Genomic DNA, 13934 nt, shown 5'->3' on the forward strand with positions numbered 1-13934 from the left:
CCGTGCGCCGCTGGAAGGGAGTGCTCCGCACGCCGCTCGGGCTCGCGGCGACCGCGCTCACGATCGGGGTCCTGGTCCTCGCGGTCGTGGCGCCGATCCTCTGGACCGACGAGGCGAACGCCGTCGACACCAGCGACATCCTGGCGGGGCCGTCGGCCGACCACTGGGCCGGCACCGACAACCTGGGCCGCGACATCTTCTACCGGACCCTGGTCGCCACCCGGCTCTCGGTCGAGCTCGCGCTCTCCGCGACGATCATCGCCGTCGTCGCCGGGCTGGTCCTCGGCACCGCCGCCTTCCTGCTCGGGCGCCGGTCGGGCCGGCTCGTCAGCGCCGGCATCAACATCGCGGTCGCGTTCCCGGGCATCCTGCTCGCGCTGTTCTTCGCGGTCATCTTCGGGGTCGGCGCGACCGGTGCGGTGTTCGCCATCGGCCTGGCGGGCGCGCCCGGGTTCGGCCGCCTCGTGCAGACCCTCGTCGCGGGGATCGGATCGCGTGACTTCGTCGCCGCGGCGCGGGTGGCCGGGGTCGGCCGCGTGCGCATCCTGTTCCGCCACGTGCTGCCGAACATCTCCGAGCCGCTCGTGGTCAACGCCACGATCAGCGCCGGCAGCGCCCTGCTGGCGTTCGCGGGCCTCTCGTTCCTGGGCTTGGGTGTCCAGCAGCCGCGCTACGACTGGGGCCGCCTCCTCATGGACGGCATCTCCTCGATCTACGTCAACCCGGCGGCCGCACTCGCGCCGGGCACCGCGGTGCTCGTCGCCGGCCTCGCGTTCAACCTGTTCGGCGAGTCGGTGGCGAAGGCGCTCGGTGTCGGCGTCGTCGGCGGCATCCCCGCCCTGCCGCGGGTGCCGGCCGCGCCCGAGGCCGAGGAGGTCGCCGCGGAGGTGCACCACCAGCACGACGACGTGGTGCTCGACGTCCGCGACCTGGAGGTCACCTTCCCCGGCCCGCGCGGCCCCATCCGCCCGGTCCGCGGCATCACCTTCGCCGTACGGCGCGGCGAGGCGGTCGGCATCGTCGGCGAGTCGGGGTCGGGCAAGTCGCTGACGGCGCTCGCGGTCTCGCGCCTGGTCGGGGACCCGGGCCGGGTGGACGCGAGCCGCCTCGAGCTCCTCGGCACGGACCTGCGCGCCTCGGACTCCAGGGCCCAGCGCCGGCTACTCGGGACCTCGCTCTCGATGGTGTTCCAGGACCCGATGACGTCGTTCAACCCGACGCTGCGGATGGGCGGCCAGCTCGCGGAGGTCGCGCGCCACCACCAGGGCATGGACAAGAAGGCGGCTCTCGAGCGGGCGGTCGACCGGCTCCGCTCGGTGCGGATCACCGAGCCCCAGCACCGCGCCCACCAGTACCCGCACGAGTTCTCCGGCGGCATGCGCCAGCGCGCCATGATCGGCATGGGCCTAATGGGGTCGCCCGCGCTGATCGTCGCCGACGAGCCGACCACCGCGCTCGACGTCACCGTCCAGCAGCAGGTCCTCGACCTCCTCGCCGCCATCCGCGAGGCCGAGGACGTGGCGCTGGTCCTCATCAGCCATGACGTCACCGTCGTCGGCGAGGTCTGCGACCGGGTGCTGGTGATGTACGCCGGCAAGATCGTCGAGGACCTGCCCGCGGGCGACCTGGCGACCGAGGCCCGGCACCCCTACACCCGGGCGCTGGTCGCCGCCGTCCCCGACATGGACACCGACCTCGACGAGCCGCTGGCGGTCATCCCAGGCCGGCCGGTCGACCCGGCCGACGTACCCCTGGGCTGCGCGTACGCCGCCCGCTGCCCGCTCGCCACCGACCGGTGCCGTGCCGAGCAGCCGCCGCTCGAGACCGACGCGGCCGGCCGCCGGGTCGCGTGCTGGCACGCCGGTGACCCGATCGACGTCGAGATCCGGGACCGCGAGGACGTGTACGAGGAGGTGGAGGCGTCATGAGCACCCTGGTCTTCGACGACGTGACCGTGCAGTACGGCCACACCACCGCGGTCGACGGCGTCAGCCTCACCGTGCCGGCCGGTCAGGTCGTCGGCCTGGTGGGGGAGTCGGGTTCGGGCAAGTCCACGCTGGCCCGCGCCGCCGTCGGCCTGGCGCCGATGCAGGGCGGCCGGATCCTGCTCGACGGCGCCCCGGTCCCGACGCGCGGCCGCAACCGCCCGCTGCAGATGGTCTTCCAGGACCCGTACTCCTCGCTGGACCCGCGGATGAGCATCGGCGAGAGCGTCGCCGAGGCGATGCCGCGGGGTGCATCGCGGGCCGAGCGGAGGGCCGAGGTCGAGCGGCTGCTCGAGCTGGTCCACCTCGACCCGGCCCGTGCCGGCGTCCGTCCCTCCGAGATGTCCGGTGGGCAGCGCCAGCGGGTCGCTCTCGCCCGTGCCCTCGCCGGCCGCCCGGCCGTCGTGATCGCCGACGAGATCACCTCCGCGCTCGACGTCTCGATCCAGGGCGCCGTCCTCAACCTGGTCCGCGAGCTCCAGCGCGAGCTCGGCCTGTCGATGCTCTTCATCTCCCACAACCTCGCGGTGGTGCGCTACGTCGCGACGCACGTCGCCGTCATGCACCACGGCCGCATCGTCGAGGAGGGCCCCACCGCGCAGGTGCTGGCCACTCCCGACCACGACTACACGCGCGAGCTGCTCGCCGCCGTACCCGGAACCAAGCCCCAGACAGGAACCCCCCGATGACCCGACGCCTGACCATCGACGACCTCCCCGCCCTCGCGGTGCCGTCCCAGCCGGCGATCTCGCCCGACGGGTCGCGGGTCGTCTACGTGCTGCGCACCCTGGACCGGGAACAGGACCGCAACATCGACCAGCTGTGGACCGTCCCGGCCGCCGGCGGTACGCCGCGGCGCCTGACCGGCGGCACCACCGACACCGCCCCGGCCTGGTCGCCCGACGGGTCCCGGCTCGCGTTCCTCCGTGACGGCCAGGTGCACGTCCTCCCCGTGGACGGCGGTGAGCCAGAGAAGGTCACCGACCTCGCGCTCGGCGCGGGCGCCCCGGTGTGGAGCCCGGACAGCGCGCGGATCGCGTTCACGGCCGCGGTCGACCCGACCGACGGGACCGGCCCGCTCGTGACGAGGGGCATCGACTACCAGGCCGACGGCGCCGGCGTGTTCGGCCAGGTCCGCAGCCAGCTGCACGTCGTCGACCTCGCCGCCGCGCCCGATCCGCAGAGCGTCCGGCAGGTCACCGACGGCGACCACGCCGGCGAGCCGGCCTGGTCGCCGGACAACCGCACCGTCGCGTTCACCCGCAAGCACGGGGCCGACACCGACCTGACCTTCCAGACGGCGGTGCACCTCCTCGACGTCGACGACCCGAAGGCCACGCCGCGCGTAGTGGCGCTCGAGGACGGCATCGCCGGGACCGTCTCGTTCACCAACGACGGCGAGAGCCTGCTCGTCGTCGGGCACGCCGAGCTGGAGCTCGGGCATGCCCACCTGTACCGCGTCCCGCTCGACGGTGGCGCCCCCACCGACCTGAGCGGACACCTGGACCGCAACGTGATGCCCGGCGGCCCGGCGTACCCGGGCGCCCGCCCTGTGGAGACCGCCGACGGCCGGGTGCTGTTCGCGATCCGCGACCGCGGCTGCAGCCACCTCTGGGACGGCAACGGGCCGGTGCTCGCCGGCGCGGGCCGCGTCGTCTCCGGGCTCTCGGTCGCCGGCACCACCGCCGTCGTCGCCCTCGCGACCCCCACGTCGTACGGCGAGATCGTGGCGCTCGACCTCGCGACCGGTGCCGAGACGGTGCTGACCGACCACGCCATGGCCGACGTCGAGCTGTTCGTCCGTGAGGAGCGCACGTTCACGATCTCCGACGGCACCGAGGTGCAGGGCTGGCTGATCCGCGACCCGGCGATCGACGTGGAGCGCGACGGCCCGCTGCCGCTGCTGCTCGACATCCACGGCGGGCCGCACAACGCGTGGAACGCCGCGGCCGACGAGATGCACCTCTACCACCAGGAGCTGGCCGCGCGGGGCTGGGCGGTGCTGCTGCTGAACCCGCGGGGGAGCGACGGCTACGGCGAGGCGTTCTACCACGGCGTCAACGCGGGCTGGGGCATGAAGGACGTCCACGACTTCCTCGAGCCGCTCGACGCGCTGGTCGCCGAGGGCCTCGCCGACGCCGACCGGCTCGCGCTCACCGGGTACAGCTACGGCGGCTTCATGACCTGCTGGCTCACCGCCTACGACGACCGGTTCAAGGCCGCGATCGCGGGCGGCGTCGTCACCGACCTCACCAGCGAGTACGGCTCGAGCGACGACGGCCCGCTGATGGCCCGCTACGAGCTGGGCGGCACGCCCTGGGACTCGTTCGAGCAGTACGCCGCGATGTCACCGCTCACCCACGTCGAGAAGGTCACCACCCCGACGCTGGTCCTGCACGGCCAGGGCGACCTGACCTGCCCGGTCGGCCAGGCCCAGCAGTGGCACACCTCGCTGCGCCAGCGCGGCGTCCCGACCGAGCTGGTGCTGTACCCGGGCGCCTCCCACGTCTTCATCCTGCTCGGCAAGCCGTCGGAGCGGATGGACTACAACCGCCGCGTGGTCGGCTGGCTCGACCAGTACGTCGAGCGCGACGGTCGCCCCCGCCTGGACACGGCGCACTGGCAGCGCCGTCTGGAGGTGCTGGCGCGGAAGCACCGCGTGCCCGGTGCCCAGGTCGGCATCCTCGACGGCGACGACCTGGTCGAGGCGGCGTACGGCGTCCTCAACAACCGGACCGGCCAGCCGGCGACGACCGACTCGGTCTTCCAGATCGGCTCGATCAGCAAGGTCTGGACGGCGACGGTCGTCATGCAGCTGGTCGACGAGGGCAGGATCGCGCTCGACACCCCGGTGGTCGAGGTGATCCCGGAGCTGCAGCTCTCGGACCCGGACGTCACCAAGCAGCTGACCATCTGGCACCTGCTGACCCACACCAGCGGCATCGACGGCGACGTGTTCACCGACACCGGCCGCGGCGACGACTGCCTGGAGAAGTACACCGAGCTGCTGGCCGACGTCGCGCAGAACCACCCGCTCGGTGCCACCTGGTCCTACTGCAACTCGGGCTGGTCGCTGCTGGGCCGGGTGATCGAGAAGCTGACGGACCAGACCTGGGACCAGGCCATGAAGGAGCGGCTGTTCACCCCGCTCGGCCTCGACCACACGGTGACGTTGCCCGAGGAGGCGATCCTCTTCGCCGCCGCCGTCGGCCACGTCGAGGCAGACGGCAAGCAGGTGCCGACTCCCGTCTGGGACCTGCCGCGCTCGGTCGGACCCGCCGGACTGATCAAGTCCACGGTCCGCGACGTGCTCGGCTTCGCGAAGCTGCACCTGTCCGGCGGGCTCGCCCCCGACGGCACCCGGGTGCTGTCGGCGGAGTCCACCGAGGCGATGACCCGCCACGAGGCCGACCTCCCGGACAAGTTCATCCTCGGCGACTCCTGGGGCCTGGGCTGGATCCGGTTCGGCTGGGACGGCGAGCGGCTGATCGGTCACGACGGCAACACGCTCGGCCAGGCCGGCTTCCTCCGACTGCTGCCGGCCTCGGCCGACCACGCGGACGTCGCGGTCGCGCTGCTCGCCAACGGCGGCAACACGCGGGACCTGTACCAGGACCTGTACCGCGAGATCTTCCGTGAGGTCGCCGGGGTCGAGATGTCCGAGCCGTTCGCCCCGCCGGTCGAGCCGGTCGAGGTCGACATCACGCCGTACGTCGGCACCTACGCCCGGTCGTCGGTCCGCATGGAGGTCCTGGCCGAGGGCCCGACCCTGCGCACGACTGTGCTCGGCCCGCTGGCCGAGATGGTGCCGGACCCGGTCGACGAGTACCCGCTCGTGCCGGTCGGCCCGGCGCTGTTCGCGGTCCGGCCGCCGGAGGCCGACACCTGGGCGCCGGTGACCTTCTACGAGCTGCCGACCGGAGAGCGCTACGTGCACTTCGGCGTGCGCGCGACACCGCGGGTCGACTGATGCTCACCGACCTCCTCGCCGACATCCGCGAGCTCGTCGAGTGCGAGTCACCGTCCGCCGACCTGGCCGCCGTCGCCCGGTCCGCGGACGTGGTCGCCCGGCTCGGTGAGCGGCACCTCGGCGTACCGCCGGAGCGGATCGTCCTCGACGGCCGCACGCACCTGCGCTGGCGGCTGGGCGCGGGGCCGTCGCGGGTGCTGCTCGTCGGCCACCACGACACGGTGTGGCCGCTCGGTTCGCTCCGGACCCACCCGTGCACCGTCGAGGACGGCGTCCTGCGCGGACCGGGCTGCTTCGACATGAAGGCCGGCGTCGCGATGATGTTCCACGCCGTGGCCGCCCTCGAGGACGTGGACGGAGTCACGCTGCTGGTCACCGGCGACGAGGAGCTCGGGTCGCCCAGCTCGCGCGGGCTGATCGAGGACGAGGCGCGTCTCGCCGAGGCGGCGCTGGTCCTCGAGGCCTCCGCCGACGGCGGTGCGCTCAAGTCCGAGCGCAAGGGCGTGTCCCTGTACGACGTCAGGGTGGTCGGCCGCGCCGCGCACGCCGGCCTGGAGCCCGAGCTCGGCGTCAACGCGACCGTCGAGCTGGCGCACCAGGCCCTGCTCGTCGCCGGGCTGGGCAACGAAGCGCTCGGCACCACCGTCACCCCCACCGCTGCCCGCGCCGGCACCACCACGAACACCGTCCCCGCCGAGGGATCCTTCTCGGTCGACGTGCGGGTCCGGTCGCTGGCGGAGCAGCAGCGCGTCGACGACGCGATGCGATCGCTCCGCCCGGTGCTACCCGGCGCGCGGATCGAGCTGACCGGCGGCCCGAACCGGCCGCCACTCGAGGCGGCCGCCTCCGCCGGCCTGCTCGAGCGGGCCCGCGCCCTCGCCGTACGCCTGGGCCGGGCGGAGCCCCTCGCCGCGGCCGTCGGCGGCGCGTCCGACGGCAACTTCACCGCCGGGGTGGGCACCCCCACGCTCGACGGCCTCGGTGCCGTCGGGGGAGGCGCCCACGCCGACGACGAGCACGTGCTCGTCGAGGAGCTGGCCGGCCGCACCGCTCTCCTGGGCGCGCTCGTGGCCGACCTGCTGGCGCAGCCGACGAATCGGCTCCTCACGACTGGTGCGGGACGACCATGACGAGCTCGGAGAATCTCAGCAGCATGGGAAGCGTGACGAACCTGACCTCCGTCGGCCCGGGCGTCGGCTCGACCGTCGACGCGGACCTGGACCGTGCCGTCCAGGCCGCCGACGCGGCCGCGCTCGCCGCCGGCGTCTCGGTGCGCGAGGTCGGTGACCTCGACGAGCTGGCCGCCGTCGTCGAGCTCTACGCCGGCATCTGGGGTCGGGACGGCAACCCGCCGATGACGCTCGAGCTGCTGCGCGCGTTCGGCAAGGCGGGCAACTACGTCGGCGGCGCGTTCGACGGCGACCGGCTGGTCGGGGCGTGCGTCGGGTTCTTCCACGCTCCGGGCGAGGACGCCCTGCACAGCCACATCGCCGGCGTCGCGGGTGACATGGCCGGCCGGCACGTGGGCTTCGCGCTCAAGCTGCACCAGCGTGCGTGGGCGATGCTGCGCGGGGTCGCGGAGATCGCGTGGACCTTCGATCCGCTGGTGAGCCGCAACGCCTACTTCAACCTGGTCAAGCTCGCGGCGCTGCCGGACGAGTACCTGCCGAACTTCTACGGCGCGATGGTCGACAGCATCAACGGCGACGACGACTCGGACCGGCTGCTGGTCCGCTGGCGACTGCGGGACCCCGCCGTCGTCGCGGCCTGCTCGGGCCACACCGTCTCGGTCCTGGCCGCCGACGAGGTCGCCCGGGGTGCCGTCGTGGCACTCGGCATCGGCGCCGACGGCGCTCCTGAGCCGGGACGGCTGGACGGGACGACCAGCCTGGTCGGCGTACCCCCCGACATCAGTGCCCTGCGCCTGGCCGACCCGGCCCTCGCCCAGCGGTGGCGGGTGGCCGTGCGCGAGGCGCTCGCGGCACTGGTCGCCGAGGGTGCCGCCATCTCCGGCTTCGACAAGGCCGGCTGGTACATCGTGAGGAGAGACCACTCGTGAAGCTCACCGGAGTCGAGCTGCGGTGGATCAGCATGCCGCTGGTCGCGCCGTTCCGGACCTCGTTCGGCACCCAGACCAGCCGGGACGTGCTGCTGCTGCGGGTCGTGACCGACGAGGCGGAGGGCTGGGGCGAGTGCGTCGCGATGACGGACCCGCTGTACTCCTCGGAGTACGTCGAGGCGGCCGCGGACGTGCTGCGCCGGTTCCTGGTGCCGGCGCTCGCGGCGGCCGGGCCGCTCGAGGCGCACGCGGTGGCGCACGTGCTCGAGCCTTTCAGGGGCCACCGGATGGCCAAGGCGGCCCTGGAGATGGGTGTCCTCGACGCCGAGCTCCGCGCGCAGGGTCGGTCGTTCGGCCAGCAGCTCGGCGCCGTCCACGACCGGGTGCCGTGCGGGGTGTCGGTCGGGATCATGGACAGCGTCCCCGCGCTGCTGGACGCGGTCGGTGGCTACCTCGACGAGGGCTACGTCCGCATCAAGCTGAAGATCGAGCCGGGCTGGGACGTCGAGCCGGTGCGCGCCGTCCGGGAGCGGTACGGCGACGACGTGCTGCTCCAGGTCGACGCGAACACGGCGTACACGCTCGCCGACGCGCGCCACCTCGCCAGGCTCGACCCGTTCGACCTCCTGCTGATCGAGCAGCCGCTCGACGAGGAGGACGTGCTCGGCCACGCCGACCTGGCGAAGCAGATCCGGACGCCGGTCTGCCTCGACGAGTCGATCGTGTCCGCCCGGTCGGCCGCGGCCGCGATCCGGCTGGGTGCGGCGGCGATCGTCAACATCAAGCCCGGACGGGTCGGCGGGTACCTCGAGGCCCGGAAGATCCACGACGTGTGCGTCGCCCACGGCGTCCCCGTCTGGTGCGGCGGCATGCTCGAGACGGGTCTCGGGCGCGCGGCCAACGTCGCCCTGGCGGCGCTGCCCGGCTTCACGCTGCCCGGCGACACGTCGGGCTCGGGCCGCTACTACCACCGCGACATCACCGAGCCGTTCGTGCTCGACCGGGGTCACCTGGCGGTCCCGACCGGTCCCGGCCTGGGCGTCGTACCACGGGAGGACGAGCTGGCCTCGGTCACCACCGCCACCGAGTGGCTCGCTGTCTGATCGCACCAGCACGGGCCCGGATCTGGTCCGGGCGGACGAAGTAGGGTGGGGGAGCGCCGCCTACCGTTCGAGAGTGCTCCCCGCCATGACCTCCAACCCGCGTCCCCGCGCCAGCCTCGGCCGGGTGCTCGACGACCTCGGCGCGACCCTGCTCGACCTGGTGCACGGCGACGCGGAGCGCGCCGACCAGATCGGCGGCGTGGTCATCCACGACCCCGTCGACGCGCCGGTCCTCCCGCCGAACGCCCTGGTGCTCGGCATCGGCGTTGACGAGCCCGGCGCCGTCGTGGCGCTGCTGCGGCAGCTCGGTACGGCGCGGGCCGCCGGCCTGGTGCTGCGTGCACCCGTGCCGGCCACGCCCGACGTGCGCGCCGCCGCGGACTCGGCGGGGGTTGCCCTGCTCGGCCTGAGCCGCGGCGCGCCCTGGGCGCACCTCGCCGCGATGCTCCGCTCGCTGCTCGCCGAGGGCGACGTCGGCGTGGCGGAGCACGAGTCGCTCGGCGGTCTGCCGTCCGGTGACCTCTTCGCCGTCGCGAACGCCATCGCCTCGCTGCTCGACGCCCCGATCACCATCGAGGACCGCAACTCGCGCGTCCTGGCCTTCTCCGGACGCCAGGACGAGGCGGACCCGTCGCGGGTCGAGACGATCCTGGGTCGGCAGGTGCCGGAGCGGTACGCCCGGATCCTCAGCGATCGCGGGGTCTTCCGCGAGCTGCACCGCACGGACTCGCCGGTGTTCATCAACCCGGTCGCCGAGGGGGACGACGCCTTCGCGATGCCGCGCGTGGCGATCGCCGTCCGGGCGGGCGACGAGGTGCTCGGCTCGATCTGGGCCGCCGTGGCGGCGCCGCTCAGCGAGGAGCGCGCCGAGGCGTTCCAGGACGCCGCGAAGCTGGTCGCCCTCCACCTGCTGCGCGTGCGCGCGGGCGCCGACGTGCAGCGCCGGCTGCGCGCCGACCTGCTCAGCTCCGCGCTCGAGGGCGGAGCCGGTGCGCGCGAGGCGCTGGACCGGTTGGGCCTCTCCGGCCAGCCGCTGATGGTCCTCGGCGTCGCGATGTCCGGGATCGAGGAGGACACCGCGAGCATCGCGCACGAACGCCAGCGCCTGAGCGACGCGTTCGCCCTGCACCTCTCCGCCGTGCACCCGCGGTCGGCCGCCGCGCTCGTCGGCGGCGTCACCTACGGACTGGTGCCGCTCACCGGCCCGGTCGCGGATGGGGAGGAGCGCGCCGTCCGCATCGCCGACGACTTCCTGGACCGGGTGGGGGAGCGGATGCGGCCCGTCGTCGCGATCGGGCCGGTCGCCCGCGACCTCGCCGGGCTCGCGCACACCCGGACCAGCACCGACCGCACGCTCCGGGTGCTCCGCGACGGCCGCGGCGAGCGCCGGGTGGCGCGGCTCGGCGACATCCAGGTCGAGGCACTGATGCTGGAGCTGCGGGACATGGTCGCCGCCCGCGGCGACCGGCCGACGGGTGCGCTGGCCCGGTTGCTGGACTACGACCGGCAGCACCACAGCAACCTGGTCGAGACGCTCGCGGCCTGGCTGGACGCGTTCGGCGACGTCTCGTCGGCCGCGGAATCGCTGTACGTCCACCCCAACACGTTCCGCTACCGCCTGCGCCGCCTGGCCGAGGTCGGCGAGATCGACCTCGCCGACCCCGACCAGCGCTTCGTGGCGATGCTCCAGCTCCGCGTGCTCGCGCCGCGCTGACGGTTTGTCCGCCGGTCTCCCGGGGGACCGCGGGGACATGGAGGCCACTCTCGAGTTCATCGGCACGGCGACCACCCTGCTCCGGCTCGGCGCGACCACCCTGCTGACCGATCCGAACTTCCTGCACCGCGGCCAGCGCGCCTATCTCGGCAAGGGCCTGTTCTCGAAGCGGCTCACCGAGCCGTCGCTGCAGCCCGAACAGCTGCCGGCCGTCGACGGCGTGCTGCTCTCGCACCTCCACGGCGACCACTTCGACCGCATCGCCCGCGAGCGGCTCGACAAGGACCTGCCCGTCCTCACCACCCCGGCCGCGAGCCGCAAGCTCGGCTCGTGGGGCTTCGGCGCCGCGCACGGCATGAGCACGTGGGAGACCGCGGAGCTCGCCGGTGTCCGGGTCACCGCCGTACCCGGTCGCCATGCCCGCGGCCCGTTCCAGGCCGTCCTGCCGCCGGTGCTGGGCACGGTGGTCGAGGTGGACGGCTTCCGGACCTACATCACCGGCGACACGCTCTACTACCCCTGGTTGCGCGAGGTCGGGGAGCGGTGCGGTCCGATCGACGCCATGGTGATCCACCTCGGTGGCACCCGCGCCCTCGGGCTGCTGGTCACCATGGACGGCGAGCAGGGCGCGGACCTCGTCGAGACGATTCGCCCGACCCTGACCGTCCCCGTCCACCACGACGACTACACGGTGTTCCGCTCGCCCCTCGGGGACTTCCTCGCCGCGTGCCGGGACCGCGACCTCCCGACCCGCGTGCAGCCCGTGGCCCGGGGACAGGTCGTGTCGCTGCGGAGCGACCGCCCCTGACGGTCGGGGTCAGCGTCCCTCAGCGGCCGCCGCGTAGCGCTCCAGCGTCGTGGTCCAAGCGTCGGGCGCCTCGAAGATCTTCTTCATCGTCTCCGCGTCGTCGCCGAACGCCGCGAGGTCGCGGTGCTCGAGCTCGACGCGGGTGCGGTCCGGTCCCTCCGCCTCGAACCGCACCTCGACGGTCGTGACCAGGTCCTCGTGGTAGGCCCAGTCCGCGCCGAGCTGCCACGTCACGACCAGCCGGTGCGGACGGTCGTGCACCACGACGTACCCGGTGGAGGTCTCCGTGCCGTCCTCGTGCCGGGTGAACCAGCGCCCGCCGCTGTGCGGCTCGATCACGATCTCGGCGATCGGCGTGCTGCCGATGTGGTGCTCGGGGGGCCACCAGGAAGTCATGTCGGCGGTGAAGAGGTCGAAGGCCCGCTCCTGCGGGACCGCGACCGTGACGCCCCGGGTGATCGGGGCCGGCTGCTCAGTCATGGGTGTCTCCTCGGGTTCGTCGTTCGAACGCGCCGAGCGAGCGCTTCCAGTAGTCGTCGAGGTGTCGCCGGAGCACGGCGAGGCCGTCCGGGTCGACCCGGTACAACCGTCGCGTTCCCTGCTGCTCGTCGACGACCAGGCCGACCTCCTTGAGCACCTTGAGGTGCTGGGAGACGGCCGGCCGGCTCACCGGGAGCTCCGCGGCCAGCTCGCCCACGGCCCGCGGGCCGTCGGAGAGCTGGTCGAGGATCGCCTGGCGGGTCGGGTCACCGAGGGCGGTCAGCATCGCTTGTGCGTTCGTCATGGCTAACCGTAAGTAGACACTAACGGTAAGTGGGCGTCAACTGTTACCGGTGACCGGCGATGGCGTGCGGGACGTAGCCGGCACCCAGCTCCTCCAGCTCGGAGCTCGAGAGCTCCAGCTCGACGGCGGCCACGGCGTCCGACAGGTGGTGCGGCTTGGTGACGCCGACGATCGGCGACGTGACGACCGGCTGGTGCAGGAGCCAGGCCAGCGCGACCTGGGCACGCGGTACACCGCGCCGCTCGGCCACCTGCGCCACAGCCTCGACGATGCCGCGGTCCTCGTCGCGGTAGAGCGAGGACCCGAACTGGTCGCTCTCCGACCGCGCGGTCTCCTCGTCCCAGTCGCGGGTCAACCGGCCCCGTGCGAGCGGGCTCCACGGGATCACCCCGACGCCTTGGTCAGCGCACAGCGGCAGCATCTCGCGCTCCTCCTCGCGGTAGAGGAGGTTGTAGTGGTCCTGCATGGAGACGAACGGCGTCCAGCCGTTCGACTCCGCGACGTGCTGGGCCTTCGCGAACTGCCACGCGTACATCGAGGACGCCCCGAGGTACCGCGCCTTCCCGGCCCGTACGACGTCGTGGAGGGCCTCCATCGTCTCCTCGATCGGCACCGTCGGGTCCCAGCGGTGGATCTGGTACAGGTCGACGTACTCGGTCCCGAGCCGGCGCAGCGACTCGTCGATCTCGTGCAGGATCGCCTTGCGCGACAGGCCGGCGCCGTACGGACCCGGCCGCATCCGGCCGTGCACCTTGGTGGCGATGACGACGTCCTCGCGGTGGGCGAAGTCCCGGAGCGCGCGTCCCGTGAACTCCTCGCTGCTGCCGGCGGAGTAGACGTTCGCGGTGTCGAACACGGTGATCCCCGCCTCGAGCGCGTCCTTGATGATCGTGCGCGCCGCCTCCTCGTCGAGCACCCACGGGTGCCCGCCGCGGGAGGAGTCACCCCAGCTCATGCAGCCGAGGGTGATGACGGAGACGTCGAGGCCGGTCCGGCCGAGCTTCGTGTAGCGCATGGGGCCAGCCTTGCACCGCGACGGTGACCGCGCTGGGTGGCAGCCGCCGCGTAGCGTCGGAGGCATGGACCGACGCACGCGGCAGCGCGGCTACTTCTGGCTGATGGGCACGTGCCTGGTCCTGATCCTGCTCGCCTGGAACGTCGTGCGTCTCTGGTCCACGACAGCGGCGGTCCTGATGAGCGTGGTGGCGGCGCTCATCCCCCCGGTCGCGGCGTTCGTCGGCAACCAGGGGGCGCTCGATAAGTCGTCCCCGCCCACGCCGGACGAGGACGAGTGATCAGTTCGAGGGCTCGGGCACGTTCACGTGGCAGTCGACCTTCGGGTTCACGCCGAGGTAGTTCAGCGGTCCGGCGACGATCGTGAGGGCGGTGTCGCCCGTGGTCTTGCAGTTCACGTCCCGGTCGTCGCCGAAGTAGCCGCGCTGCCACGCGGCGGCGACGCCGATGAGCAGCCAGATGACAACGACGAGACCGATGATGCTCTTCATGCCGGG

At 73.2% G+C, this 13934-nt stretch carries 13 protein-coding genes; 9 read left to right on the forward strand and 4 right to left on the reverse strand.

The window, feature by feature from the left end:
* The first annotated feature begins 2 nt into the window (after nucleotides 1-2).
* The 8 genes from ACVW2K_RS12635 to ACVW2K_RS12670 all read left to right on the forward strand — a co-directional run bounded on the left by ACVW2K_RS12635 (nucleotide 3) and on the right by ACVW2K_RS12670 (nucleotide 11639).
* Nucleotides 3-1928 carry a dipeptide/oligopeptide/nickel ABC transporter permease/ATP-binding protein gene (locus ACVW2K_RS12635; RefSeq protein WP_457202759.1) on the forward strand — a complete coding sequence of 642 codons (1926 nt, stop codon included), beginning with the start codon at nucleotides 3-5 and terminating at the stop codon, nucleotides 1926-1928.
* Nucleotides 1925-2674, forward strand: coding sequence for an ABC transporter ATP-binding protein (locus tag ACVW2K_RS12640; RefSeq protein WP_028635859.1), 750 nt, complete (start codon nucleotides 1925-1927; stop codon nucleotides 2672-2674). The genes ACVW2K_RS12635 and ACVW2K_RS12640 overlap by 4 nt, the downstream gene beginning before the upstream one ends.
* On the forward strand, nucleotides 2671-5955 hold the full coding sequence (locus ACVW2K_RS12645; RefSeq protein WP_457202760.1) for a serine hydrolase: 3285 nt from the start codon (nucleotides 2671-2673) through the stop codon (nucleotides 5953-5955). Before ACVW2K_RS12640 ends, ACVW2K_RS12645 begins: the two co-directional genes overlap by 4 nt.
* The gene (locus tag ACVW2K_RS12650; protein WP_457202761.1) at nucleotides 5955-7085 is read left to right on the forward strand and encodes a M20 family metallopeptidase; all 1131 of its coding nucleotides are present in this window, start codon (nucleotides 5955-5957) and stop codon (nucleotides 7083-7085) included. The genes ACVW2K_RS12645 and ACVW2K_RS12650 overlap by 1 nt, the downstream gene beginning before the upstream one ends.
* 23 nt (nucleotides 7086-7108) lie before the next feature.
* Nucleotides 7109-8014 carry a GNAT family N-acetyltransferase gene (locus ACVW2K_RS12655; protein WP_231496109.1) on the forward strand — a complete coding sequence of 302 codons (906 nt, stop codon included), beginning with the start codon at nucleotides 7109-7111 and terminating at the stop codon, nucleotides 8012-8014.
* Nucleotides 8011-9117: an o-succinylbenzoate synthase gene (menC, locus tag ACVW2K_RS12660; protein WP_457202762.1), complete on the forward strand. Its 1107-nt coding sequence runs from the start codon at nucleotides 8011-8013 to the stop codon at nucleotides 9115-9117. Before ACVW2K_RS12655 ends, menC begins: the two co-directional genes overlap by 4 nt.
* An 85-nt stretch (nucleotides 9118-9202) precedes the next feature.
* Complete coding sequence (locus ACVW2K_RS12665; protein WP_457202763.1) at nucleotides 9203-10831, forward strand: PucR family transcriptional regulator; 1629 nt, start codon at nucleotides 9203-9205, stop codon at nucleotides 10829-10831.
* Nucleotides 10832-10868: 37 nt separating this feature from the next.
* Nucleotides 10869-11639: an MBL fold metallo-hydrolase gene (locus ACVW2K_RS12670; protein ID WP_457202764.1), complete on the forward strand. Its 771-nt coding sequence runs from the start codon at nucleotides 10869-10871 to the stop codon at nucleotides 11637-11639.
* Between the two features lie 9 nt (nucleotides 11640-11648).
* Here the strand turns inward: ACVW2K_RS12670 and ACVW2K_RS12675 are convergent, their stop codons facing one another.
* Genes ACVW2K_RS12675 through ACVW2K_RS12685 form a run of 3 tightly spaced genes read right to left on the reverse strand, consistent with a single transcriptional unit; the run spans nucleotide 11649 to nucleotide 13438 of the window.
* A complete protein-coding gene (locus ACVW2K_RS12675; protein ID WP_028635865.1) occupies nucleotides 11649-12119 on the reverse strand; it encodes an SRPBCC family protein in 471 nt (156 codons plus the stop codon).
* Nucleotides 12112-12423: an ArsR/SmtB family transcription factor gene (locus ACVW2K_RS12680; RefSeq protein ID WP_028635866.1), complete on the reverse strand. Its 312-nt coding sequence runs from the start codon at nucleotides 12421-12423 to the stop codon at nucleotides 12112-12114. Before ACVW2K_RS12680 ends, ACVW2K_RS12675 begins: the two co-directional genes overlap by 8 nt.
* A 43-nt stretch (nucleotides 12424-12466) precedes the next feature.
* Nucleotides 12467-13438, reverse strand: a complete 972-nt coding sequence (locus ACVW2K_RS12685; protein WP_457202765.1) for an aldo/keto reductase — start codon at nucleotides 13436-13438, stop codon at nucleotides 12467-12469.
* A gap of 64 nt (nucleotides 13439-13502) precedes the next feature.
* Here ACVW2K_RS12685 and ACVW2K_RS12690 point away from each other — a divergent pair, with 64 nt between their 5' ends.
* Nucleotides 13503-13718 (forward strand): DUF3099 domain-containing protein, encoded by a 216-nt coding sequence (locus ACVW2K_RS12690; RefSeq protein ID WP_457202766.1) that lies wholly within the window; start codon nucleotides 13503-13505, stop codon nucleotides 13716-13718.
* Here ACVW2K_RS12690 and ACVW2K_RS12695 read toward each other — a convergent pair whose 3' ends face one another.
* On the reverse strand, nucleotides 13719-13928 hold the full coding sequence (locus ACVW2K_RS12695) for a hypothetical protein (protein WP_028635868.1): 210 nt from the start codon (nucleotides 13926-13928) through the stop codon (nucleotides 13719-13721).
* Nucleotides 13929-13934 lie beyond the last annotated feature (6 nt).

Source organism: Nocardioides sp. HB32, assembly GCF_054058995.1.

Bases quoted from the DNA above. Each gene is read 5' to 3' on its own strand.
- ACVW2K_RS12640 (WP_028635859.1), top strand. From the start codon at position 1,925: ATGAGCACCCTGGTCTTCGACGACGTGACCGTGCAGTACGGCCACACC.
- ACVW2K_RS12645 (WP_457202760.1), top strand. From the start codon at position 2,671: ATGACCCGACGCCTGACCATCGACGACCTCCCCGCCCTCGCGGTGCCG.
- ACVW2K_RS12650 (WP_457202761.1), top strand. From the start codon at position 5,955: ATGCTCACCGACCTCCTCGCCGACATCCGCGAGCTCGTCGAGTGCGAG.
- ACVW2K_RS12655 (WP_231496109.1), top strand. From the start codon at position 7,109: ATGGGAAGCGTGACGAACCTGACCTCCGTCGGCCCGGGCGTCGGCTCG.
- ACVW2K_RS12665 (WP_457202763.1), top strand. From the start codon at position 9,203: ATGACCTCCAACCCGCGTCCCCGCGCCAGCCTCGGCCGGGTGCTCGAC.
- ACVW2K_RS12670 (WP_457202764.1), top strand. From the start codon at position 10,869: ATGGAGGCCACTCTCGAGTTCATCGGCACGGCGACCACCCTGCTCCGG.
- ACVW2K_RS12675 (WP_028635865.1), bottom strand. From the start codon at position 12,119: ATGACTGAGCAGCCGGCCCCGATCACCCGGGGCGTCACGGTCGCGGTC.
- ACVW2K_RS12680 (WP_028635866.1), bottom strand. From the start codon at position 12,423: ATGACGAACGCACAAGCGATGCTGACCGCCCTCGGTGACCCGACCCGC.
- ACVW2K_RS12685 (WP_457202765.1), bottom strand. From the start codon at position 13,438: ATGCGCTACACGAAGCTCGGCCGGACCGGCCTCGACGTCTCCGTCATC.
- ACVW2K_RS12690 (WP_457202766.1), top strand. From the start codon at position 13,503: ATGGACCGACGCACGCGGCAGCGCGGCTACTTCTGGCTGATGGGCACG.
- ACVW2K_RS12695 (WP_028635868.1), bottom strand. From the start codon at position 13,928: ATGAAGAGCATCATCGGTCTCGTCGTTGTCATCTGGCTGCTCATCGGC.